Here is a 24,645-nt window from a genome sequence, read left to right on the forward strand (position 1 = left end):
TTTAAGATGAATAATTCAATGACTAAAAAACTGCACATCAAAACCTGGGGCTGCCAGATGAATGAGTATGATTCATCAAAAATGGCTGATTTGCTGGCCAGCACCCATGGCTACCAGTTGACCGAGATCCCGGAAGAAGCTGATTTACTGCTGCTAAACACCTGCTCTATCCGCGAAAAAGCGCAAGAGAAAGTGTTCAGCCTGCTGGGACATTGGAAGTTACTGAAAGAGAAGAATCCCGAGTTAATTATTGGGGTCGGCGGCTGTGTCGCATCACAAGAAGGTGAGCATCTGCGCCAACGCGCGCCCTGTGTTGATGTGATTTTTGGCCCACAAACCCTACACCGCTTACCGGAAATGATTAATCATGTGCAAGGTACACACAGCCCGGTAGTGGATATCAGCTTTCCCGAAATTGAAAAGTTTGATCGTCTGCCAGAACCGCGCGCCGAAGGGCCCACGGCTTTTGTCTCCATTATGGAAGGCTGCAATAAATACTGCACATTCTGTGTGGTGCCCTACACTCGAGGTGAGGAAGTCAGCCGGCCCAGTGATGATATCTTGTTTGAAATTGCACAGTTAGCCGCTCAGGGGGTGCGGGAAGTGAACCTGCTGGGCCAGAATGTGAATGCCTATCGTGGGGCGACCTATGATGGTGATATCTGTAGTTTTGCCGAGCTATTGCGCTTAGTTGCCGCTATTGATGGTATTGACCGTGTGCGTTTTACCACCAGCCATCCCATTGAATTTACTTATGATATCATTGATGTCTATCGTGATACCCCGGAGCTGGTGAGCTTCCTGCATCTGCCGGTACAAAGTGGTTCTGACCGTATTTTGACGATGATGAAACGCGCCCATACTGCACTGGAATACAAGGCTATCATCCGCAAACTGCGTCAGGCGCGGCCTGATATTCAAATTAGTTCTGATTTTATCATTGGTTTCCCCGGTGAAACTCAGCAGGATTTTGAGCAAACCATGAAACTGGTGGCCGAGATTCATTTTGATACCAGCTACAGCTTTATTTACTCCTCCCGCCCCGGAACTCCAGCGGCAGATCTTCCGGACGATGTCAGCGAGGATGAAAAGAAACAGCGACTGCATATTTTGCAGCAGCGCATTACCCAGCAAGCTATGGAGATCAGTCGCCGGATGGTCGGTACCGTGCAGCGCATTCTGGTGGAGGGCACCTCGCGCAAGAATGTCATGGAGCTGGCTGGGCGCACCGAAAACAACCGTGTAGTCAATTTTGAAGGGACGCCAGAGATGATCGGCAAATTCGTTGATGTGGAAATTGTTGACGTTTATGCCAGTTCACTGCGCGGCATTTTGTTACGCACCGAAGACCAAATGGACCTGCGAGTTCATGAGTCTCCGCAATCGGTAATTGCCCGAACCCGCAAAGAAAATGACATCGGCGTTGGTCTGTATCAACCTTAATTTCGAGCTACATCGCACAAACAGGCACTGTATTCTCAGTGCCTGTTTTATTTTGGCGGGATGCTACGCAGATTCTGACTTTTTAAGTTGCGCCATATAACCGTCGCTATTTGAATAGAGGCCGAAGAGACATATTGATCAGTGGCAAACTTGCGTCAGCGCCCTACACCATGAATAATTCAGAAATGGCATGTATGATTAGCGTTATATCCACTTGTGATATATCCGAAGTAATTGGAGTTATACCCCTGACTTCAAATAAACCGGCCCTAAGTGACCCAGAGGAACGCAGTGACTCAGAGAAACAGTTTGCACGTAGTGACACAAGAAATCTTGCTGGAACCCGCCGATAATCAGCGCCTGCTGAGCTTGTGCGGCCCTTTTGATGACAACATTAAGCAGTTGGAACGCCGATTAGGTATTGAAATTAATCGTCGTGATAATCGTTTTAAATTAGTCGGTAAGAATATCTGCGTTGTTGCAGCGGCAGATATCCTGCGCCATCTGTATGTTGATACTGCGCCTATCCGCGGTGTTATCCCAGATATCGATCCTGAGGCGATTCACCTTGCGGTGAAAGAGAGTCGTGTCTTGGAGCAAACCGCCGAGAGTGTACCTGACTACGGAAAAGCCGTGAATATCCGTACCAAACGCGGCATGGTCAAACCACGTACCCCTAATCAGGCACAATACATCGCCAATATTCTCGACCACGATATCACTTTCGGGATTGGCCCAGCCGGTACCGGGAAAACTTATCTGGCGGTAGCCGCGGCGGTGGATGCTTTAGAGCGTCAGAATGTGCGACGTATTTTGCTGACACGCCCAGCGGTTGAAGCGGGTGAAAAGCTGGGTTTCTTGCCCGGTGACCTCAGCCAAAAAGTCGACCCTTATCTGCGCCCACTTTATGATGCCCTGTTTGAAATGCTGGGCTTCGAGCGAGTTGAAAAACTGATTGAGCGCAATGTAATTGAAGTTGCGCCACTGGCCTATATGCGTGGTCGAACCCTGAATGACGCGTTTATCATTTTGGATGAAAGCCAGAACACCACCATCGAACAGATGAAAATGTTCTTGACCCGTATTGGTTTCAACTCCAAAGCAGTGATTACCGGTGATATAACGCAAACTGACTTACCGCGTCATCAGAAATCAGGTTTAAGCCATGCCATTGAAGTGTTATCTGAAGTGGAAGAACTGAGCTTTAACTTCTTTCATAGTGAAGATGTGGTACGCCATCCAGTAGTTGCCCGGGTAGTTATTGCCTATGAGGCCTGGGAAGCGGCGGAACAAAAACGCAAAGATGCCATTGCCGAACAACGTAAGCGGGAAAACCATACCCCGTCTGAGCAGGAGGCTCCGTGAGCCAAGTTATTCTCGATTTACAAATTGCCTGCGCCGATAGTCAAGGTTTACCGACTGAAGCCGATTTCCAGCGTTGGCTGGAAGCCGTGTTACCCCAATTTCAGGAAGTCTCTGAAGTGACCATCCGCGTGGTTGATGAAGCAGAAAGCCATGAGCTCAATCTGACCTATCGCGGTAAAGATAAATCGACCAATGTCTTATCTTTTCCTTTTGAGGCCCCACCTGAAATTGAACTGCCATTATTGGGTGATTTAATCATTTGCCGTCAGGTAGTAGAGCAAGAAGCGGTTGAACAAGAGAAAGCACTATTGGCTCATTGGGCGCATATGGTTGTTCACGGCAGTCTCCATCTGCTAGGGTATGACCACATCGTTGACGATGAAGCTGAAGAAATGGAGTCGATTGAGACTGAAATAATGCAAAGTCTGGGCTACCCAGACCCGTATATTTCAGAGAAAGACTCCGAATAAACCCATCATATCGGGTGCATTGATGCCCTGCTGACAGGGTAAAAATAAAAAGTGATGTCGGCGGTGTGACTCTCCCGCTGCCGGTAATAATATTAATCTGTACTCAAAGAACTTGGAATTGCAGGTAGGCGGCAAGAGAACTTATCCCAATGAGCTTACTCAGGTAAGTGATTTGGGTGAGTAAACGTAGCTAACAACCCTGCGGTTTCAAGTACGAAGAGTAAACATAGGTAAACTTAACTAAAACGCCATGAGCGACGACCACTCACAAAACAACGATAGCCCCAGTCCCAAGAAAGGGTTCTTTACTCTCATCCTTAACCAGTTATTCCACGGTGAACCTAAAAATCGTGGCGATCTGGTAGAGCTTATCCGTGATTCTGAGCAAAACGATCTGATCGATCCCGATACCCGAGACATGCTGGAAGGCGTGATGGATATTGCCGAGCAGCGCGTGCGGGACATCATGATCCCCCGCTCTCAGATGGTTACATTGAAACGTAATCAAACGCTGGATGAGTGCCTGGATGTCATTATTGAATCTGCTCACTCCCGCTTTCCGGTGATCAGCGAAGATAAAGATCATATTGAAGGCATTCTAATGGCCAAAGATCTGCTGCCGTTTATGCGCACAGATTCTGAGCCATTCAGCATTGATAAAGTCTTACGGACGGCGGTTGTAGTGCCGGAAAGTAAGCGTGTTGATCGGATGCTAAAGGAGTTCCGCTCCCAGCGCTATCATATGGCTATTGTCATTGATGAGTTTGGTGGCGTCTCGGGTCTGGTGACCATTGAAGATATTCTTGAGCTGATCGTGGGCGAAATAGAAGATGAGTATGATGATGAAGAAGACAGAGATGTCCGTCAGCTCAGTCGGCACACTTATACTATTCGTGCGCTGACACAAATTGAAGATTTCAATGAAGTATTCAATACCCATTTCAGCGACGATGAAGTGGACACTATCGGTGGTTTAGTGATGCAGGCCTTTGGTCATTTACCTGCTCGCGGTGAAACTATTGAAATTGAAGGTTACTTATTTAAAGTTGCCATGGCGGATAGCCGACGTATCATTCAGGTTCATGTGAAAATCCCGGATGATGCTCCGCAACCCAAACTGGAAGAATAAATCCTCGATGCCTATCGCTTCATACCTTCAACGCCAGTGGGCTCGCGCCCTACTGGCGCTACTTTTTGGCGCCTGCGGTACGTTGGCCTATTCGCCATTTGACCACTGGCCAGCGGCTATTGTTTCGCTATTTGGCTTACTCAGCCTGACATTGAACCGCAGCACTAAACAAGCTGCGTTCATTGGTTTTTGTTGGGGTATGGGGCAGTTTGGTAGCGGCATTAACTGGGTTTATGTCAGCATCTCGGAATTTGGCGGTATGCCAATGGCTATCAACATTTTCCTAGTGGTGTTACTGGCAGCATACCTTTCGCTCTACACCATGCTGTTTGCCGGGGTTTTAGCGCGATTATGCCCTAAAGCAAGTTGGTGGCGGCTGGCGATTGCTGCTCCGGTAGTGTGGCAACTGACTGAATTCTTGCGCGGCTGGGTATTGACCGGCTTCCCGTGGTTACAATTTGGTTATAGCCAAATTAATGGTCCACTACGGGGTATTGCTCCAATCCTTGGGGTCGATGGCGTCACCTTCATGTTGATGTCTATCAGTGGGTTACTGGTTTACGCCTGCTATCAGCGCCGTATTAGCGCCGCAATTATTGCCGTGGCGATGTTACTGCTGCCTTGGCCGTTGCGCCAATTGCATTGGTTCACCCCCGAGCCCGAACGCGCCGTGAATGTCGCTATGGTGCAAGGTAATATCGCACAATCAATGAAGTGGGACCCTAAAGTCCTGCTCAGCACGTTACAAATTTATCTGGATGAAACGCGCCCATTTATGGGTAAAGCGCCGATTATCATCTGGCCAGAATCGGCTATTCCTGACATTGAAACCGATCAGAACACCTTCCTCACTATGGTTGACGGCCTGATGCGGGCCAGCCATAGCAGCCTGATTACTGGCATTGTTGACGCCCAGCGTCGGCCTGAAGGCAAGGGTTATCACTTCTTTAACAGTATCATTGTGTTGGGGGATAAAGAGCCTTATCAATATCCGACCCACAACCGTTACAGCAAACATCACCTGGTTCCATTTGGCGAGTTTGTGCCGCTGGAATCCCTGCTGCGCCCGCTGGCTCCGTTCTTTGATTTACCGATGTCATCATTCAGCCGAGGCGATTATGTGCAGCCACAGCTCAATGTAGCTGGATTTAACCTGACGGCGGCTATCTGTTATGAAATCGTCTTGGGTCAGCAGGTACGGGATAACTTCAGACCTGATACCAATTTCTTGCTCACCGTGTCTAACGATGCCTGGTTTGGTCACTCTATTGGCCCGTGGCAGCATTTCCAGATGGCGCGGATGCGGGCACTGGAATTAGGCCGCCCTCTGCTGCGCTCAACCAATAATGGTATTACCGCGGCAATCGGCCCGAGTGGTGAAGTGCAGGCGCAGATCCCGCAGTTCACCCAGCAGGTGCTGGAAGTTAAAGTCACGCCAACCACCGGTCTTACCCCTTATGCCCGTTTTGGTTCGTGGCCGATGTGGATTATCACCTTGGTTCTCGGGGCATTGACGCTATACCGCGCTATTCGCTGTGGTTCAGATAAAAAATAAACCGCTCTACGGGCATGTCATTGATATGCCCGTCATCCCTCTACACTCCCCCATTATCAGTATTGCGAATCGTTATCACTGCTGTTATCTTGCCGCGTAGTACAAATAATTAGCATGATTTGCAATTTGAGAGCCTTATGTCACTGAATCCTGAATTTATCCTCACCACAGAAGCCCAGCTAAGCGAGCACTATGCCTCGCCTAATCAGAATGTGTTAAATAAGCAAATAGATCACATTGATGATTACGCCAAAAAGCTGATCGCGGCGGCCCCCTTTGCTGTGCTAGGTACACTAGGTGCCAATGGCATCGACTGCTCACCCAAAGGTGGCGAGCCGGGTTTTATTCATGTACAAGACAGCAAAACCCTAATGTTGCCAGACAGACCCGGTAACAATCGTCTGGACGGTATCCGCAACCTGCTGCATAACCCATTCGTGGGTATTTTGTTCTTAATACCGGGCTGGACGGAAGGTTTTCGCGTTAATGGTCGGGCGAAAATCTCAATCGATCCTGAATTGTGCCAGCGCTTTAGCCAAAATGGCCAACCCACGCGCAGTGTATTAGTGATTGAAGTGGATGAAGTATTTATCCATTGTGGCCGCGCTATTACCTTTGCCGACCTGTGGAATCCAGAAAAACACGCAGGGAAAGAAACCATTCCCACCGCTCTGGAAGTCTTTAAAGCCCATCTGGCCATCAATAACCAACAGCTCAGCTAATCCCTTCAAACTGGCAACAGTGAAATCAACCAGCAGCGAAATCAGCTGCTGGTTGGCTATTTCTCCCCCCCAAATAACATCCTACCGCCTCAATTCGCTGGGCTTTTACTCACTCGTTCTTCTGCTACTGGCACAGACCTTGCATTGTTTCTAACCAAATAGTGTTAGCAATCAGCCATTATCTAGCCATTGATGGGGATTAATGCAGTAGGTACGTGAAGGTGGGTTTCAAATGAAGAAATCGCTGTTACCTGCCCGCACATTTTTAGGGCATAGCGCGCACCATGATAGTGCGATACTGTTTTATTGCCTCTATTTGGTGCGATTTGCGTCTCAAAAAACAAACATTTATTCATCATTTGCATAACAATTGGCTATTTTTTAAAGATAATCTGATACAAGTAACAGCGAAAATGACGTGTTAGCCAACAAATATCTGTGGTTACACCAGTACAACAAAATAAGACGATTTTTTCGCATTTCACGTTTTTAACATGACTACATTTTAAGTATCACAACATCGAGTCAGAAAACATTAGGCAAAAAACAACAGCAAAGGAGTTGGACCATGCATATGCGTAAATTGGCGTTAGCGCTACTGTTAGCTGGGATAACAAGTGGTGTAGCCCAAGCAGAAGAAGCAGCAGCAAAACCAGAGCAAGCCGCGGCAAAGGCAGATGCTTCCGTTGACACACTGAAGAAGATTAAAGATAACGGCGTTATCGTGGTCGGTCATCGTGAGTCTTCTGTTCCATTCTCTTATTACGATAATCAGCAGAAAGTTGTGGGTTACTCACAAGATTATTCCAACCTGATTGTCGATGCGATCAAGAAAAAACTTAACGCACCAGACTTGCAGGTCAAGTTGATCCCAATCACTTCGCAGAACCGTATCCCATTGCTGCAAAACGGTACCTTTGATTTTGAGTGTGGTTCAACCACCAATAACCTGGAACGTCAGCAACAAGCCGCGTTCTCCAATACCATTTTTGTTGTCGGTACTCGCTTACTGACCAAAAAAGGTTCCGAAGTTAAAGATTTCAAAGATTTAGCCGGTAAAGCTGTGGTGGTAACGTCTGGGACCACCTCTGAAGTGTTGCTGAACAAGCTAAATGAAAAAGACAAAATGAACATGCGCATTATCAGTGCCAAAGACCACGGTGATTCTTTCCGTACCTTGGAAAGTGGCCGTGCAGTGGCCTTTATGATGGATGATGCTCTGCTGGCTGGCGAACGTGCAAAAGCGAAGAAACCAGATCAGTGGGAAATCGTTGGCACCCCGCAATCTCAGGAAGCTTACGGCTGCATGTTGCGTAAAAACGATCCGGCGTTTAAAGCACTGTTGGATGAGACTATCGCCACCGCACAAACCGGCGGTGTTGCTGAGAAATCCTTTGATCGTTGGTTCAAAAACCCAATTCCACCTAAAAATCTTAACCTGAATTTCTCATTGTCTGATGAAATGAAGGCGCTGTTCAAAGCCCCTAACGATAAAGCATTGAACTAACAATAATAATCAGGGTAGGCAGTGCCTACCCTACTGATTGATGATGGACCGATTGGTAGGACAGGATGCGGGGTGGCCGTTCCCCACTCCGCATTTTTTTGTTAACCCTCGGGAGGCCGCAACGCATTGAATCATCAGTCATCAGGATGAGTCATTCATCCTTTTAAGGGAGTTTTTTATGTCAATAGACTGGAACTGGGGTATTTTCCTGCAACCTGCCCCTTTCGGTAATACCACCTACCTCGGCTGGATTTGGTCTGGCTTTCAAGTCACGGTCGCATTATCACTATGCGCTTGGGTGATCGCTTTCTTCGTCGGCTCCTTATTCGGTATTTTAAGAACTGTACCCAATCGAATTCTGTCAGGAATGGGGACCTGCTACGTTGAGCTGTTCCGTAACGTCCCACTGATTGTGCAATTCTTTACTTGGTATCTGGTGGTGCCTGAGCTATTGCCGGTTGATATTGGCATGTGGTTTAAAAGTGAATTAGACCCGAATATACAGTTCTTCCTCTCATCAATGATTTGCCTTGGCTTATTTACCGCGGCACGGGTGTGCGAACAGGTACGTGCTGGGATTCAATCACTGCCACGGGGTCAGAAAGCGGCGGGTCTGGCAATGGGATTAACCCTGCCACAAACTTATCGCTATGTTTTACTGCCAAATGCTTACCGGGTGATTATTCCCCCGATGACCTCAGAAATGCTCAACCTGGTAAAAAACTCAGCGATTGCTTCAACCATCGGGTTGGTCGATATGGCGGCACAGGCCGGTAAGCTGTTGGATTACTCAGCTCATGCCTATGAGTCATTCACCGCCATCACCATTGGTTATGTACTAATCAACGCCGTGATCATGTTGTTGATGCGATTAGTTGAAAAGAAAGTGCAGTTACCCGGCAATCTGGGGAGTAAATAATGTACGAATTTGATTGGAGTTCTATTGCCCCTAGCCTGCCATACCTGCTGCAAGGCTTGGCAGTTACCGCCAAAATAACCATTATCGCCATTGTGTTCGGTATCATTTGGGGCACAGTTCTGGCCGTGATGCGCCTCTCTCCGATAAAGGCTGTTAGCTGGTTTGCCACCGCGTATGTCAACGTGTTCCGCTCTATTCCGTTGGTGATGGTGCTGCTGTGGTTTTATCTGGTGGTCCCGAGCTTATTACAAAATGTGCTGGGCTTATCACCAAAAACTGATATTCGCCTCATCTCTGCCATGGTAGCCTTTTCATTATTTGAAGCGGCTTATTACTCAGAAATTATCCGTGCCGGGATCCAAAGTATCTCTCGTGGGCAATCCTCTGCGGCCCTGGCACTGGGCATGACTCAAGGCCAGTCCATGAGATTGGTTATCCTGCCACAGGCTTTCCGCGCAATGGTGCCATTGCTGTTAACCCAAGGGATCGTGTTATTTCAGGATACATCATTGGTGTATGTCCTTAGTCTGGCCGATTTCTTCCGAACCGCGACCACTATTGGCGAGCGAGACGGGACTCAGGTCGAAATGGTGCTGTTTGCCGGTTTGGTGTATTTCGTTATCAGTTTTGCCGCGTCGATGCTGGTTAACTATTTGAAGAAAAGGACTGTTTGATGATTTCCCTGAAAAATGTTTCTAAGTGGTACGGCCACTTTCAGGTGCTGTCTGACTGCACCACTGAAGTTAAAAAAGGTGAGGTCGTGGTGGTCTGCGGCCCTTCAGGCTCAGGCAAATCAACCCTCATCAAAACCGTCAATGGACTGGAACCTATCCAAAAAGGCAGCATTACGGTCAATGGTATCGGTGTGAATGATAAAGGGACCAACTTAGCGCAGCTGCGTTCCAAAGTCGGGATGGTATTCCAGCATTTTGAGCTGTTTCCTCACCTGTCTATTATTGAAAACCTGACATTGGCGCAAATCAAAGTCCTGAAACGTGATAAAGCGGCAGCGCGGGAAAAAGGCTTGAAACTGCTCGATCGTGTCGGCCTTTCTACCCATGCTGATAAATTCCCGTCTCAGTTATCGGGTGGTCAGCAGCAGCGTGTCGCCATCGCCCGTGCACTTTGTATGGACCCAATCGCCATGCTGTTTGACGAACCGACTTCTGCCCTTGACCCCGAAATGATCAATGAAGTGCTGGATGTGATGGTTAAATTGGCGCTGGAAGGCATGACCATGATGGTAGTCACCCATGAGATGGGCTTTGCTCGCAAAGTGGCTAACCGCGTGATCTTTATGGATGAAGGGAAAATCGTCGAAGACAGCAACAAAGATGACTTCTTTAACAATCCTAAATCTGACCGCGCCAAAGACTTCCTGGCAAAAATCCTGCACTAATCTCCCCTCCTCCCCTGCACCAGTAGGGGAGGAAATTTGCTCTTGTTCTCTTTTTGCGTCTAGCGTGATTGCTTATCCATTTTATTGTGAGCATTCTCAGGTTAAAACAGCGACTAAAAAGAGGAAAAATGATGCCCCGCTCCATTATCATTGATTGCGACCCCGGCCATGACGATGCTATTGCGCTGATTCTGGCGCTGGCCTCTCCCGAACTGAAAGTTGAAGCCGTAACCACCTGTGCTGGCAACCAAACTCCCGATAAAACATTGCGTAATGCCCTGCGCATTCTGACGTTACTTGAACGCCAGGATATTCCGGTGGCAGGTGGCGCATTGAAACCCTTGCTGCGCGAACTCATCATTGCCGACAATGTTCACGGCGAAAGTGGTTTGGATGGCCCATCGCTACCTGATCCCGATTTCGCCCCGCAAGCAGAAAATGCAGTAGAACTGATGGCGAGAATATTGCGCGCCAGCCCTCATCCCGTGACCATCGTCGCCACTGGCCCACTGACCAATGTTGCCTTGCTACTGGCCGGTCACGGCGCGCTGATGGCTAAAATAGAGCGCATTGTCATCATGGGCGGAGCAGTCATGTTAGGGAACTGGACGCCAGCGGCAGAATTTAACATTTTTGTTGATCCAGAGGCGGCGGAGCGAGTCTTTAAATCCGGAATTCCAATTACCATGGCGGGCTTGGATGTAACTCATCAAGCACAAGTGATGGATGAAGACATCGATCGTATTCGCCAGTTGAATAACCCGGTAGCAGAAGTGGTGGCGGGCTTGCTGGATTTCTTTATGCTGTATCACCGCCAGGAACGTTGGGGTTTTCAAGGCGCGCCACTGCATGACCCTTGCACCATTGCTTGGTTATTGGCCCCAGAGCTATTCACCAGTATCGAGCGCTGGGTCGGGATTGAAACTCGCGGCGAATATACTCAAGGCATGACCGTGGTTGATTATTACCAACTCACGGGCAATAAACCCAATGCGGAGGTGCTGATGGGGATAAATCGGCAAGGATTTATTGATTTGCTAGTGGAACGCATTGCCCGCTACGGCGAATAAGCCAATGACACTCCGCGCTGGCGGAGTGTCTTTTTAGTTGACAAGTTTTAGCTCGATTCGATGTTAGGGCTGGAATGGCCGACGATTAAACTGGTCATGGCCACATTTAGGGCACAACGGCAACACTTCTGGCGTATAGAAAGCCATATGATAATGGCACTTTTCACAGACCAGATTTCCTAATCCAACCACCTCGCCGCTGTGATAAACCCCATGATGGCTGACGTCTTTAAAGACCTCACGCCACTCTAATTGCGTCTTATCGGTAATATCGGCCAGCTCCTGCCACAAACTTTCTTTGATAACTCGCATGAATACACTGTCAGTGAATTCATCTTTGCTCTCTTCATAGCTCCGAGCAAACTCTTCCAAATCACGGCGCACCGCCTGCACGATTTGTTCAACCTCATGACGAGTTAAATCTTCCACAGCATTCAACCGCTGTTCGGCGCTCTCCACCAGCTTATCAATATCACGTTCACCATTTTTCAAGCGTTCCGTCAGTGATGCCACTAACTCACGATAATATTGAGCGACCTTGTTCATATAATCTCCTCGATCCACGGTTGTGATAAAGCAAAAGTTTTGACAAAGCAAGTAGGGATGAAACTCATTTTTTCACCTGCTTTTGTTACCTTATTCCTGTTATCTGGAAGAACTCATGCTGATCCTACTGACTATGATATTAAAGCTAACGTTAATTATTTTAGTCGTAAATGACTGAAGTCACGTCATCATCAGGTTGTTCTTCCCCCACTTTAGTTATTTCTGCCATTCACTGTGCAGAAATAACCTTCCGCAGGTCGCAGACGGTTGTTGCGGCTGCCGCTTATCGGCTATGCTATGCGGATCTCTCTTTATGATATGAAACAGATGATGCTACAGGCGTAGCTGTTTTTCACTATAGGACCACCGGCCGCCATGCAAGAGCAATACCGCCCAGAAGATATCGAAACGCAAGTACAGCTTCACTGGCAAGAGAAGCAAACTTTTAAAGTCACTGAAGATACCAGCAAAGAAAAATATTACTGCCTATCTATGCTGCCGTACCCTTCAGGGCGCCTACATATGGGGCACGTTCGTAACTATACCATTGGTGATGTTATCTCCCGTTACCAGCGTATGCTGGGTAAAAACGTGTTACAGCCAATTGGTTGGGATGCATTTGGCTTGCCTGCAGAAGGCGCTGCGGTAAAAAACAATACTGCGCCCGCTCCCTGGACTTACGACAACATCGAATACATGAAGAACCAGTTGAAACTACTGGGCTTCGGCTATGACTGGGATCGCGAGATTGCCACCTGTAAACCTGATTATTACCGTTGGGAACAGTGGTTCTTCACCAAGTTGTATGAAAAAGGCATGGTCTACAAAAAGACCTCGGCGGTGAACTGGTGCCCACACGATCAAACCGTGCTGGCTAACGAGCAAGTCATCGACGGCTGCTGCTGGCGCTGTGATACCCCGGTTGAACGCAAAGAAATCCCACAGTGGTTTATCAAAATCACTGATTATGCTGATCAATTACTTAATGACCTGGACACGCTGGAAAGCTGGCCGGAGCAAGTTAAGACCATGCAGCGTAACTGGATTGGCCGCTCCGAGGGTGTCGATATCGTTTTCGACGTTGCCGATAGTGAAGATAAACTCTCGGTCTACACCACTCGCCCAGATACCTTTATGGGTGTGACTTATGTAGCTGTCGCGGCAAGTCATCCGTTATCACTGCAAGCTGCTGCCACTAATCCGGCACTGGCTGATTTTGTTGCTGAATGCCGTAATACCAAGGTTGCCGAAGCTGAAATGGCGACCATGGAGAAAAAAGGCATGGCGACCGGCCTGTATGCTATCCATCCGCTGAGTGGCGAGAAGCTGCCTATCTGGGCGGCTAACTTCGTCTTGATGGATTACGGTACTGGTGCGGTGATGGCGGTTCCTGGCCATGATGCCCGCGACTATGAATTTGCGACCAAATATAACCTGCCAATTAAGCCCGTTATTTTAGCCGCTGATGGCAGTGAGCCAGATTTAAGTCAGGAAGCACTGACCGAAAAAGGCACATTGTTTAACTCTGGCGAATTTGACGGTCTGAGTTATGAAGATGGCTTTAATGCCATTGCCGATAAACTGGTTGCTCTTGGTGTCGGCCAGCGCAAAGTGAATTATCGCCTGCGTGACTGGGGTGTCTCCCGCCAACGTTACTGGGGTGCTCCTATCCCAATGGTGACATTGGAAGATGGCACCGTGGTACCAACACCAGAAGATCAACTGCCGGTTATCCTGCCAGAAGATGTGGTGATGGACGGTATTTCCAGCCCAATTAAGGCTGATCCTGAGTGGGCTAAAACCACGGTTAACGGGATTCCGGGCCTGCGTGAAACAGATACCTTCGATACCTTTATGGAATCGTCTTGGTATTACGCGCGCTATACCTGCCCACAATTTGACGAAGGCATGCTGGACCCAGCGGCGGCAAACTACTGGCTGCCAGTCGATCAGTATGTCGGTGGTATTGAACATGCCATCATGCATCTGATGTACTTCCGCTTCTTCCATAAACTGTTGCGTGATGCTGGTTTGGTTGATTCTGATGAGCCGGCCAAGCGTCTGCTGTGTCAGGGTATGGTGCTGGCTGATGCCTTCTACTACACCGGCTCTAATGGTGAGCGTATCTGGGTTTCACCGGTTGATGCCATTGTTGAGCGTGATGACAAAGGTCGTATCGTTAAAGCCAGCGATGCCGAAGGCCATGAACTGGTTTATGCCGGTATGAGCAAAATGTCGAAATCGAAAAATAACGGTATCGACCCGCAAGTCATGGTAGAAAAGTACGGTGCTGATACCGTGCGTCTATTTATGATGTTTGCCTCACCAGCGGAAATGACCTTGGAATGGCAGGAGTCTGGCGTTGAAGGGGCTAACCGCTTCCTGAAACGTGTTTGGCGTCTGGCCTATGATCACACCGCAAAAGGGGCTACCGCGCCACTGGATATTGCCAGCCTGACGGAAGAGCAAAAATCCTTACGCCGTGATCTGCACAAAACTATTGCCAAAGTCACTGATGACGTGGGCCGTCGTCAAACCTTCAATACCGCAATCGCGGCAGTGATGGAGTTGATGAATAAGCTGGGTCGTGCACCTCAGGAAACCGAACAAGACCGTGCTCTGCTGCAAGAAGCATTGCTGGCAGTGGTTCGTATGCTTTATCCATTCACCCCTCATGTTTGCTTCAACTTGTGGCAAGCTCTGGGTGGCGAAGGCGATATCGATACCGCACCATGGCCAGTTGCAGATGAACAAGCGATGGTTGAAGACTCTAAATTAGTCGTGGTACAGGTTAATGGTAAAGTACGTGGCCGAATTACTGTGCCAGCCGATGCGACCGAGCAGCAAGTACGTGAACGTGCTGGTCAAGAGCACTTGGTAGCTAAATACCTGGATGGGGTTACTGTGCGTAAAGTAATCTATGTCCCTGGCAAACTGCTTAACCTGGTTGTGGGTTAAGACAAGGAGGAGTTGTGCGACATCGTATTCTGACGTTGTTGCTGGGGTTGGCGGTGCTGGTCACCGCTGGCTGTGGCTTTAATCTGCGGGGCACCACTCAGGTGCCCGTTGAACTGCAAAAACTGTTGCTCGAGAGCAGTGACCCTTATGGGCCATTAACCCGCGCGGTACGTCAACAATTACGTTTAAGCAACGTCACCATTGTTGAGGATCCGATGCGTAAGGACTTGCCAACACTGCGGATTATTGGTTCAAACGAAAATCAGACCACCGTGTCAATCTTCCAAAACGGTGTAACCGCTGAGTACCAATTAGTGCTGCATGTGAATGCTCAAGTATTGATACCTGGCCATGATATTTATCCACTACGGGTCAATGTCTTCCGTTCCTTCTTCGATAACCCGTTAACGGCTCTCGCGAAAGATGCAGAAGCAGAAGTTCTCCGTCAGGAGATGCGTGACCAAGCCGCTCAACAGTTAGTGCGCCAGCTCTTGGCCGTGCATGCTGCGGAAATGAAAAGCGCGCAAGAAGATGCTGATATCGCGGCAAGAAATAGCGATGTTATCAGCAGCAAAACCGCTGATGTCAAAGAAATCAACATTGGCAAACCGGCCGTCAGTACCTCAGCCAAATGATCCGAGTTTATCCTGAACAACTTGTCGCGCAGCTCCATGAGGGGCTGCGTGCTTGTTATCTGTTATGTGGTAATGAGCCACTTTTATTGCAGGAAAGCCAGGACCACATTCGCCATGTGGCAGCCCAGCATGACTTCAGCGAGCATTTCAGTTTCGCTCTGGATGCTCACACCGAATGGGACAATATCTTTAGCCTGTGTCAGGCGCTGAGCCTATTTGCCAGCCGCCAAATACTGCTGCTGAGTTTCCCTGATAGTGGGTTAACCGCCCCCATGAATGAGCAGCTAGTGAAGTTATCGGGCCTACTGCATCCCGATATTCTGCTGATATTACGGGCAAATAAACTCACCAAAGCACAAGAAAACAGTGCCTGGTTTAAAGCTCTCAGTAAGAATGGCGTGTTTGTCAGTTGCCAAACACCTGAACTGGCACAACTGCCACGTTGGGTTGGCACTCGCGCTAAAAGCCTCAATCTGGAGATCGATGACGCGGCCATTCAACTGCTGTGTTATTGCTACGAAGGCAACCTGTTGGCTTTATCCCAGGCCTTGGAAAGGCTGTCGTTGCTTTACCCTGACGGTAAACTGACACTGCCGAAAGTCGAGCAAGCGGTCAACGATGCGGCACACTTCACCCCTTATCACTGGCTTGATGCCTTATTGGCCGGGAAAAGCAAACGCGCCTGGCATATTCTGCAACAATTACAGCAAGAAGACAGTGAGCCGGTTATTTTGCTGCGCACTCTGCAACGCGAGTTATTGCAGCTATTGACGCTAAAACGCCGCATGGAGCAGGTACCGCTGCGTACCCTATTTGACCAATTCAAAGTGTGGCAAAATCGCCGCCCGATGATGACTCAGGCGCTACAACGCCTTTCCATGCAGCAACTGCAACAAGCTGTCCATTTGTTAGCTCAGATGGAAGTGCGCCTAAAACAGGATTATGGTCAATCAATCTGGCCTGAGTTAGAAACACTATCTATGCTGATGTGTGGAAAAACATTACCTGAGAGTTTTTTTGATGCCCAATAAATCCCCGACTCGCACCCTACATGCCCTGTTCGGCGGAACCTTTGACCCTATTCATTACGGGCATTTAAAGCCGGTTGAAGCATTAGCTCAAGAAGTGGGTTTACAGCATATTATTTTATTGCCCAATAATGTCCCGCCCCATCGCCCTCAACCCGAGGCCAATGCACAGCAGCGACTGAAGATGGTAGAGCTGGCGGTTGCGGGTAATCCATTATTCAGTGTCGATTCACGCGAACTATTACGTGACAGCCCATCATTCACTGTTGATACGCTAGAATTACTGCGTAAAGAACGTGGTGCTGAACTGCCTTTAGCGTTTATTATTGGGCAGGATTCATTATTATCGCTGCATAAATGGCATCGTTGGGAATCACTGTTGGATATGTGCCATCTGTTAGTTTGTGCCCGCCCGGGTTATTCGCAAACACTGGACACCGCCGAGTTACAGCACTGGCTTGAAGCCCATCAGGTCTTTGATCCACAAGTGCTAAGCTCACGGCCACATGGGGCAATCTATCTGGCAGACACACCTTTATTAGATATTTCGGCTACCGATATTCGTCATCGGCGTCATAATGGTGAGAATTGCGATGACCTGCTGCCACGACCTGTTCAGCGATATATTGAGTTACAAGGTTTGTATCGCGGCTGAGGGTTTATATCGCGATGCATTGACCCATGTTATACTCCGCCGCTAAATTTCAGGTATTCGCTGAAAACCCCTGTGAAATAACATAAAACAGTTGGCTTTCAGCGGCATCCTGCCGATAAATAAACCATAACCGTTCACTACCGGTCACCATCGACGGGTTTTGCCGTCAGACAGTACCTGAGAACGTTATGGACAGAAACCACCCGAGGGGGAACCTTTGCAAGGTAAAGCACTCCAAGAGTTTGTTATCGACAAACTCGATGATTTGAAAGGCCAAGATATTATTGCTCTGGATGTTCAGGGTAAATCCAGCATCACTGATTGCATGATCATTTGTACCGGTACCTCTACACGCCATGTTATGGCGCTGGCAGATAACCTGGTTCAAGAATCTCGTAAGGCAGGCATGATACCTCTAGGTATCGAAGGTCAGGGTGTCTCTGACTGGATAGTCGTTGATTTGGGCGAAGTGATTGTACATGTCATGCAAGAAGAAAGCCGCCGTATGTATGAACTGGAAAAACTCTGGAGCTAAGCGGTGAAACTGCAACTGGTAGCCGTCGGCACCAAAATGCCAGACTGGGTGCAGACAGGTTTTATCGATTACCTGCGCCGCTTTCCCAAAGACATGCCTTTCGAGCTGGTAGAAATACCGGCCGGTAAACGGGGCAAAAATGCGGATATCAAACGCATTTTGGAAAAAGAAGGCGAGCTAATGCTGGCGGCGGTTGGCAAGAATAACCGCATTGTCACGCTGGATATCCCAGGCACTCCCTGGGAGACCCCGCAGTTGGCTCAGCAATTAGAACGTTGGAAGCAGGATGGCCGCGATGTCAGTCTACTGATTGGCGGGCCGGAGGGGTTAGCCCCGGCCTGTAAAGCTGCGGCAGAGCAGAGCTGGTCGCTCTCTCCGTTGACGCTACCACATCCTTTAGTGCGTGTTTTAGTGGCAGAAAGCCTTTACCGCGCCTGGAGTATTACGACCAACCACCCTTATCATCGGGAATAAGCGGGCGATGAACCTGAGTAATATGATGATCCTGAATAGAATGAAGTAAGTAGCGGGATGAAAAAAGAACCTAACCCTTTTCGCGACTATTCGGCTGAATCAGCCCTGTTTGTCCGCCGCGCCCTCGTGGCTTTCCTCGGTATCCTGCTGCTAAGCGGGATATTGATCGCCAATCTGTACAATTTGCAGATAGTTCGTTTTGAGGACTATCGCACACGTTCCAATGAAAACCGCATCAAGCTCGTCCCTATCGCCCCCAGCCGCGGCATGATTTTTGACCGTAATGGCACACCATTGGCGATGAACCGGACTATCTATCAATTAGAGCTGATGCCGGAAAAAATTGAAGACCTCCCCGCGACCCTGAACGCACTGCGCCCAATAGTGGATTTGACGGATGAGGATATCGCCAATTTTGAAAAAGAGCGCAAGCGCTCGCGCCGCTTTACCTCCATTGCGGTGAAAACACCGCTCACAGAGGTGCAAGTCGCCCGTTTCGCAGTCAACCAATTTCGCTTCCCTGGTATTGAAGTTAAAGGCTATCAACGCCGTTTCTACCCGTACGGCTCAGCGCTGACCCATGTAATCGGTTATGTCTCAAAAATTAACGATAAAGATGTGGAGCGCCTGGATAAAGATGGCATTCTGGCTAACTATGCTGCTACCCACGATATCGGCAAGCTAGGTATTGAGCGCTATTATGAGTCGGTATTACACGGGAAAACCGGCTATGAAGAAGTTGAGGTCAATAACCGTGGTCGGGTGATCCGCCAGTTGCATGAGCAGCCACCACAGGCCGGTAAAGATATTTACCTGACGCTCGATTTGCACCTACAAACTTATATCGAACAGTTACTGAGTGGTAGCCGCGCAGCAGTTGTGGTTACCGACCCACGTACCGGCGGAATATTAGCCTTGGTGTCAAACCCAAGTTATGACCCTAATCTGTTTGTTGATGGTATCTCTAGTAAGGATTATCAGGGGTTATTGAACGACCCCAATCGCCCGCTGATAAACCGTGCGACTCAGGGTGTTTATCCCCCGGCATCGACGGTAAAACCTTATATTGCAGTGTCTGCACTCAGTGCTGGTGTGATCAACAGAAATACCAGCCTGTTTGATCCCGGTTGGTGGCAATTACCGGGCTCTGAAAAACGCTTCCGTGACTGGAAAAAATGGGGCCATGGCCGGTTGAATGTCACCAAAGCACTGGAAGAGTCTGCAGATACCTTCTTCTACCAAGTGGCTTATGACATGGGGATTGACCGTTTATCTTCATGGATGAGCAAGTTTGGTTATGGCGAATATACCGGCATCGATTTGTCCGAAGAGCGGGCTGGCCTGATGCCGACCCGTGAATGGAAACAAAAGCGCCATAAAAAACCTTGGTATCAAGGGGATACTATCCCTGTAGGTATCGGCCAAGGGTATTGGACGGCAACACCGATTCAGATGGCAAAAGCGTTGATGACACTGATTAATGATGGGGCCGTTAAAACACCCCATTTGTTACAAAGCATGCGTATTGATGGGCAGTTAGTCCCTTATAAACAAGAAGATACCACTCAGATTGGCGACATCCACTCCGGCTACTGGGAGATTGCTAAAGATGGCATGTATGGCGTCGCCAACCGCCCTAATGGGACTGGCCGCAAGTTCTTTGAAGGCACCCCCTATAAAGCGGCGGCAAAATCAGGTACTGCGCAGGTTTATAGCTACGAAACCTATAATGCTCACAAAGTGGCCGAGCATTTGCGCGACCACAAGTTGATGGTTGCATTTGCACCCTACGAAAATCCAACAGTATCTGTCGCCATGATTTTAGAAAATGGCGGTGCCGGGCCGGCGGTGGGGACGATTACTCGTCAAATCCTCGACCACATTTTGTTGGGCGATAACAATACTGAATTACCGGATGCCGCTCCTCTGCCTCCGGGTGTTGAAGCCGATTAGTTGAAGCGGGTTAGTTGAAACGGATGAAGGTAACTCATGACTGATAATCAACAAAAAGGCTCTTTGTGGTACAAAATGCACATCGACCTGCCGTTTCTGCTGTGCGTACTGGCGCTGCTGGCTTATAGCGCCTTCGTCATGTGGAGCGCCAGCGGGCAAGATATGGGCATGATGGAGCGCAAGGTTGGCCAAATTGCCATGGGCCTGGTTGTCATGCTGGTCATGGCACAGATTCCGCCACGCGTCTATGAAAGCTGGGCGCCCTATCTCTATTTTGTCTGTGTGATCTTGTTGGTGTTGGTTGATGCATTTGGTCAAATCAGTAAAGGGGCACAGCGGTGGCTAGACTTGGGCTTTATTCGCTTCCAACCCTCAGAAATTGCTAAAATTGCCGTTCCATTGATGGTCGCGCGCTTCATGAACCGTGATGTCTGCCCGCCCTCACTGAAAAATACCGGTATCGCGCTGATTTTAATCTTTATGCCAACCTTGTTGGTTGCGGCGCAACCCGACCTCGGCACCTCCATTCTGATCGCCTCCTCAGGCCTGTTTGTATTATTCCTTTCAGGTATGAGTTGGCGCTTAATTGCTATTGCTGCTGTATTAGTTGCTGGGTTTATTCCTATTCTCTGGTTCTTCCTGATGCATGGTTATCAGCGTGACCGGGTGATGATGCTGCTGGATCCGGAAAGTGATCCGCTAGGTGCCGGCTACCATATTATTCAGTCGAAAATTGCCATTGGTTCGGGTGGATTATCAGGCAAAGGTTGGCTGCACGGAACACAATCACAGTTGGAATTCTTACCAGAACGCCATACTGACTTTATCTTTGCCGTACTGGCAGAAGAGCTCGGGTTAATTGGGGTTCTGGTGCTGCTGGCACTCTATTTATGTCTTATTATGCGGGGTCTGGTGATTGCGGCCCATGCGCAAACGACCTTTGGCCGAGTGATGGTCGGCGGATTAATGCTGATACTCTTTGTATATGTGTTTGTTAACATAGGTATGGTCAGTGGAATTTTACCTGTGGTTGGCGTACCTTTGCCTTTGGTCAGCTACGGAGGCTCGGCGCTGATAGTTCTGATGGCCGGGTTTGGTATCGTGATGTCGATACATACTCATCGAAAAATGTTATCTAAGAATTTATAGAGGTGAGCAATGCGTAAGGAATGGCTTTGGATCGGCATCGCAGGCGTGCTGCTATCAGCATGTACCAGTCAGCCCCCGGCACCCCAGCAACAAGTGCAGCAGACATATAATGGCCCGGTTGAGGAAATCGGCGGTGCTGAGCCACGCTATGAGCCTTTTAATCCTAATTTTAATCAGGATTACAAAGCCAATGGTCAGTCGTACACCATCGTCAAGGATCCACAAAACTTCACGCAAGTGGGTTTGGCGGCCTGGTATGGTGAAGAGGCGAATGGCAATTCCACCGCGACTGGCGAAATCTTCGATCCCAATGCCTTGACCGCTGCTCACCCAACGTTGCCCATTCCTAGCTATGTGCGCGTGACTAATATCAGTAATGGCCGCCAAATTGTGGTGCGCGTGAACGACCGTGGCCCATATACCCCAGGTCGGGTCATTGATTTATCCAAAGCCGCCGCTGATCGCTTGAATATTTCGAATAATACCAAGGTGAAAATCGACTTTATCAATGTGGCACCGGATGGCTCATTGTCTGGTCCCGGTATGGTCGGCACGACTATCGCCAAACAAAGCTATGCATTACCCAGTCGCCCAGATTTAACCTCTGGTGGCATGGGGACACCAATACAGCAAGATGCTCCAGCAGTGAGTGCGCCAGTACGGCCTATCGATAATAGTAATTTGTCGGGTGCTGATGCCACGCAACCTGTTGCGCCACAAAGCAGCGGTTTCTTGCGCGCCTCAACTCCAGTACCGGCAGGAGTGTTGGAAAGCTCAGAACCGGCAGTGAGCACAGAAGCATCGATGGGTGCTGAGCCCGTCAGGCCACCAGTGGTTGCCAACCCAGGCCCGGTAACTTCATCAGCAACCACTTCAACAGCTGCCACCGCATCTGCTGCTAGCACAACAGCGGGTAGCTATGGCTATGTGGTTCAAGTTGGAGCATTAAGTGACGCCCAGCGTGCGCAAACTTGGCAGCAAAGTCTGAGCCAACGTTTTGGTGTGCCAGGAAAAGTGGCGACCAATGGCAGCGTACACCGCGTACAGCTTGGGCCATTCAGTACTCGCCAGCAAGCCGTCGCACTGCAACAGCGCCTGTCGAGCGAAGCACAACAGCAGTCATTTGTGGTCGCAGCACCTTAAATCATACATACCTTGTAGCAATTTAAGGTCGCTCTAACAAAAATAACCGTAACATGCCGTACAAACAGGATGTTACGGTTGAAAGAATAGTAGTAATCCGGTAGATAATTCGGCCGGTAGAAATGTATAAACGCCACATTGGTGTCTACCCAAATCATTGGCGTTGCGGGTCGTGAGTGAAAGCCGCTAACCCTGCGATGTCAATGAAGATGGGTATGTTATAGTGTGGCACGTTCTTAACTTACTCCCACGGATGTTGTTGTCCTGATCATGAAATATGTAACTACTTCTCGCATTATCAAGAGCCTGGCGCTCGGCACTGTTATTGTTATGAGCGCAGCGTCTGCTGCAAACGCTGATGACGTCAATCTAAAAACCATGATCCCCGGCGTGCCACAAATCGACGCGGAAGCTTATGTTCTGATTGATTACAACTCCGGCAAAGTATTGGCAGAAATGAATGCGGATGTGCGCCGCAACCCAGCCAGTCTGACCAAAATGATGACCAGCTATGTGATTGGGCAGGCCATCAAAGCAGGTAAAATCGGGCCGGAAGATATGGTTACCGTGGGTAAAGATGCTTGGGCGACCGGCAACCCTGAGTTCAAGGGCTCCTCGCTGATGTTCTTGAAACCGGGTGATCGTGTACCAGTCTCTAAACTGACTCGCGGTATCAACCTGCAATCCGGTAACGATGCCTGTGTTGCTATGGCCGACTATGTCGCCGGTAGCCAAGACTCATTCGTTAACCTGATGAATAATTACGTTAATGCGCTGGGTCTGAAAAACACTCACTTCAAAACCGTTCACGGCTTAGATGCTGATGGGCAGTTCAGTTCGGCTCGCGATATGGCACTGATTGGTCAGGCGCTGATTCGTGATGTGCCGGATGAATACGCCATTTATAAAGAGAAAGAATTTACTTTCAACAATATCCGTCAGACTAACCGTAATGGTTTGCTGTGGGATACCAGCTTGAATGTTGATGGTATCAAAACCGGCCATACTGACGCCGCGGGCTACAATCTGGTGGCATCCGCTACCGATGGGCAAATGCGTTTGATTTCAGCAGTTCTGGGTGGTCACACCTTTAAAGGCCGTGAAACCGAAAGTAAAAAACTGCTGACCTGGGGCTTCCGTTTCTTTGAAACCGTCGCGCCACTGAAAGTCGGTAAAGAGTTCGCTTCTGAGCCAGTCTGGTTTGGTGACAGTGACCGTGTTCAGCTCGGGGTGGATAAAGACGTTTACTTGACTATCCCACGTGGCCGAATGAAAGATCTGAAAGCCAGCTATGTGCTGAATACTCCTGAAATTCATGCCCCACTGGCGAAGAATCAAGTGGTCGGGATGATTAACTTCCAGTTAGATGGCAAAACTATCGATCAACGGCCACTGGTCGTCATGAACGAAGTGAAAGAAGGCGGTATCTTTGGCCGCATGGTGGACTACATCAAACTGATGTTCCATCGCTGGTTCGGCTAATCTGCTGATTTTCACCCTACAGACCTCAAGAGTGCAGCCAACACTCCTGCGGCTTGAAAGATGACGACAAAGCTATACCCAATAGATTTCAAATCGCAGGTAGGCGGCAAATGAGAGAATCCCGATGAGCTTACATTGGTAAGTGACTCGGGTGAGCGAAAGCAGCCAACACACCTGCAGCTTGAATGATGACGACAAAGCTATACCCAATAGATTTCAAGTCGCAGGTAGGCGGCAAATGAGAGAATCCCGATGAGCTTACATTGGTAAGTGACTCGGGTGAGCGAAGGCAGCCAACACACCTGCGGCTTGAAAGATGACGACAAAGCTATACCCAATAGATTTCAAGTCGCAGGTAGGCGGCAAATGAGAGAATCTCGATGAGCTTACATTGGTAAGTGACTCGGGTGAGCGAAGGCAGCCAACACACCTGCGGCTTGAAAGATGACGGGGATACTTGAAAATCAGCAGACCGACCCTCATATTAAAAATAATATGAAACTCCCGC

At 48.9% G+C, this 24,645-nt stretch carries 22 protein-coding genes; 21 read left to right on the forward strand and 1 reads right to left on the reverse strand.

The window, feature by feature from the left end; all coding sequences use genetic code 11:
- The first annotated feature begins 18 nt into the window (after positions 1 to 18).
- From miaB to rihA, 11 genes are all read left to right on the forward strand, one after another.
- Positions 19 to 1,443: a tRNA (N6-isopentenyl adenosine(37)-C2)-methylthiotransferase MiaB gene (miaB, locus tag FTA96_RS00495; protein WP_145535367.1), complete on the forward strand. Its 1,425-nt coding sequence runs from the start codon at positions 19 to 21 to the stop codon at positions 1,441 to 1,443.
- A 291-nt stretch (positions 1,444 to 1,734) separates the two neighbouring features.
- Positions 1,735 to 2,808: a PhoH family protein gene (locus FTA96_RS00500; protein WP_172665441.1), complete on the forward strand. Its 1,074-nt coding sequence runs from the start codon at positions 1,735 to 1,737 to the stop codon at positions 2,806 to 2,808.
- Positions 2,805 to 3,278, forward strand: coding sequence for an rRNA maturation RNase YbeY (ybeY, locus tag FTA96_RS00505; protein WP_050151587.1), 474 nt, complete (start codon positions 2,805 to 2,807; stop codon positions 3,276 to 3,278). Before FTA96_RS00500 ends, ybeY begins: the two co-directional genes overlap by 4 nt.
- Before the next feature lie 250 nt (positions 3,279 to 3,528).
- Entirely contained in the window at positions 3,529 to 4,407 is an 879-nt protein-coding gene (gene corC, locus FTA96_RS00510; RefSeq protein WP_004716323.1) for a CNNM family magnesium/cobalt transport protein CorC, read from the forward strand.
- Positions 4,408 to 4,414: 7 nt separating this feature from the next.
- A complete protein-coding gene (gene lnt / locus FTA96_RS00515; RefSeq protein ID WP_050133404.1) occupies positions 4,415 to 5,962 on the forward strand; it encodes an apolipoprotein N-acyltransferase in 1,548 nt (515 codons plus the stop codon).
- Between the two features lie 137 nt (positions 5,963 to 6,099).
- Positions 6,100 to 6,684, forward strand: a complete 585-nt coding sequence (locus FTA96_RS00520) for an MSMEG_1061 family FMN-dependent PPOX-type flavoprotein (RefSeq protein WP_145572964.1) — start codon at positions 6,100 to 6,102, stop codon at positions 6,682 to 6,684.
- Positions 6,685 to 7,252: 568 nt separating this feature from the next.
- Positions 7,253 to 8,191: an amino acid ABC transporter substrate-binding protein gene (locus FTA96_RS00525; RefSeq protein WP_050107844.1), complete on the forward strand. Its 939-nt coding sequence runs from the start codon at positions 7,253 to 7,255 to the stop codon at positions 8,189 to 8,191.
- A 178-nt stretch (positions 8,192 to 8,369) separates the two neighbouring features.
- Entirely contained in the window at positions 8,370 to 9,110 is a 741-nt protein-coding gene (locus FTA96_RS00530; protein WP_050107845.1) for an amino acid ABC transporter permease, read from the forward strand.
- Positions 9,110 to 9,784 (forward strand): glutamate/aspartate ABC transporter permease GltK, encoded by a 675-nt coding sequence (gene gltK / locus FTA96_RS00535; RefSeq protein WP_050107846.1) that lies wholly within the window; start codon positions 9,110 to 9,112, stop codon positions 9,782 to 9,784. Before FTA96_RS00530 ends, gltK begins: the two co-directional genes overlap by 1 nt.
- Positions 9,784 to 10,509 (forward strand): amino acid ABC transporter ATP-binding protein, encoded by a 726-nt coding sequence (locus FTA96_RS00540; protein ID WP_050107847.1) that lies wholly within the window; start codon positions 9,784 to 9,786, stop codon positions 10,507 to 10,509. Before gltK ends, FTA96_RS00540 begins: the two co-directional genes overlap by 1 nt.
- Before the next feature lie 131 nt (positions 10,510 to 10,640).
- Positions 10,641 to 11,579 carry a pyrimidine-specific ribonucleoside hydrolase RihA gene (gene rihA / locus FTA96_RS00545; protein WP_145572976.1) on the forward strand — a complete coding sequence of 313 codons (939 nt, stop codon included), beginning with the start codon at positions 10,641 to 10,643 and terminating at the stop codon, positions 11,577 to 11,579.
- A gap of 63 nt (positions 11,580 to 11,642) precedes the next feature.
- Here rihA and FTA96_RS00550 read toward each other — a convergent pair whose 3' ends face one another.
- Entirely contained in the window at positions 11,643 to 12,125 is a 483-nt protein-coding gene (locus tag FTA96_RS00550; RefSeq protein ID WP_050107851.1) for a zinc ribbon-containing protein, read from the reverse strand.
- A gap of 375 nt (positions 12,126 to 12,500) precedes the next feature.
- On the opposite strand from FTA96_RS00550, the gene leuS reads away from it, so the two are divergent.
- The 10 genes from leuS (at position 12,501) to dacA (ending at position 24,137) form a co-directional block, all read left to right on the forward strand.
- On the forward strand, positions 12,501 to 15,083 hold the full coding sequence (leuS, locus tag FTA96_RS00555; protein ID WP_050122459.1) for a leucine--tRNA ligase: 2,583 nt from the start codon (positions 12,501 to 12,503) through the stop codon (positions 15,081 to 15,083).
- 14 nt (positions 15,084 to 15,097) lie between these two features.
- Positions 15,098 to 15,718: an LPS assembly lipoprotein LptE gene (gene lptE / locus FTA96_RS00560; protein WP_145572966.1), complete on the forward strand. Its 621-nt coding sequence runs from the start codon at positions 15,098 to 15,100 to the stop codon at positions 15,716 to 15,718.
- The gene (holA, locus tag FTA96_RS00565) at positions 15,715 to 16,749 is read left to right on the forward strand and encodes a DNA polymerase III subunit delta (protein WP_050107856.1); all 1,035 of its coding nucleotides are present in this window, start codon (positions 15,715 to 15,717) and stop codon (positions 16,747 to 16,749) included. Before lptE ends, holA begins: the two co-directional genes overlap by 4 nt.
- On the forward strand, positions 16,739 to 17,401 hold the full coding sequence (gene nadD, locus FTA96_RS00570) for a nicotinate-nucleotide adenylyltransferase (protein ID WP_050107857.1): 663 nt from the start codon (positions 16,739 to 16,741) through the stop codon (positions 17,399 to 17,401). Before holA ends, nadD begins: the two co-directional genes overlap by 11 nt.
- Before the next feature lie 217 nt (positions 17,402 to 17,618).
- Positions 17,619 to 17,936, forward strand: coding sequence for a ribosome silencing factor (gene rsfS, locus FTA96_RS00575; protein WP_050122465.1), 318 nt, complete (start codon positions 17,619 to 17,621; stop codon positions 17,934 to 17,936).
- A 3-nt stretch (positions 17,937 to 17,939) separates the two neighbouring features.
- Entirely contained in the window at positions 17,940 to 18,410 is a 471-nt protein-coding gene (gene rlmH / locus FTA96_RS00580) for a 23S rRNA (pseudouridine(1915)-N(3))-methyltransferase RlmH (RefSeq protein ID WP_004390602.1), read from the forward strand.
- A 57-nt stretch (positions 18,411 to 18,467) separates the two neighbouring features.
- On the forward strand, positions 18,468 to 20,363 hold the full coding sequence (gene mrdA / locus FTA96_RS00585; RefSeq protein ID WP_050111191.1) for a peptidoglycan DD-transpeptidase MrdA: 1,896 nt from the start codon (positions 18,468 to 18,470) through the stop codon (positions 20,361 to 20,363).
- A gap of 36 nt (positions 20,364 to 20,399) precedes the next feature.
- Positions 20,400 to 21,512 (forward strand): peptidoglycan glycosyltransferase MrdB, encoded by a 1,113-nt coding sequence (gene mrdB / locus FTA96_RS00590; RefSeq protein ID WP_050111189.1) that lies wholly within the window; start codon positions 20,400 to 20,402, stop codon positions 21,510 to 21,512.
- Between the two features lie 9 nt (positions 21,513 to 21,521).
- Positions 21,522 to 22,655 carry an endolytic peptidoglycan transglycosylase RlpA gene (gene rlpA / locus FTA96_RS00595; RefSeq protein ID WP_050122467.1) on the forward strand — a complete coding sequence of 378 codons (1,134 nt, stop codon included), beginning with the start codon at positions 21,522 to 21,524 and terminating at the stop codon, positions 22,653 to 22,655.
- 270 nt (positions 22,656 to 22,925) lie between these two features.
- Entirely contained in the window at positions 22,926 to 24,137 is a 1,212-nt protein-coding gene (dacA, locus tag FTA96_RS00600; protein ID WP_050111185.1) for a D-alanyl-D-alanine carboxypeptidase DacA, read from the forward strand.
- The last annotated feature ends 508 nt before the right edge of the window (positions 24,138 to 24,645 follow it).

It is taken from the genome of Yersinia alsatica (genome assembly GCF_902170305.1).
Taxonomy (GTDB): domain Bacteria; phylum Pseudomonadota; class Gammaproteobacteria; order Enterobacterales; family Enterobacteriaceae; genus Yersinia; species Yersinia alsatica.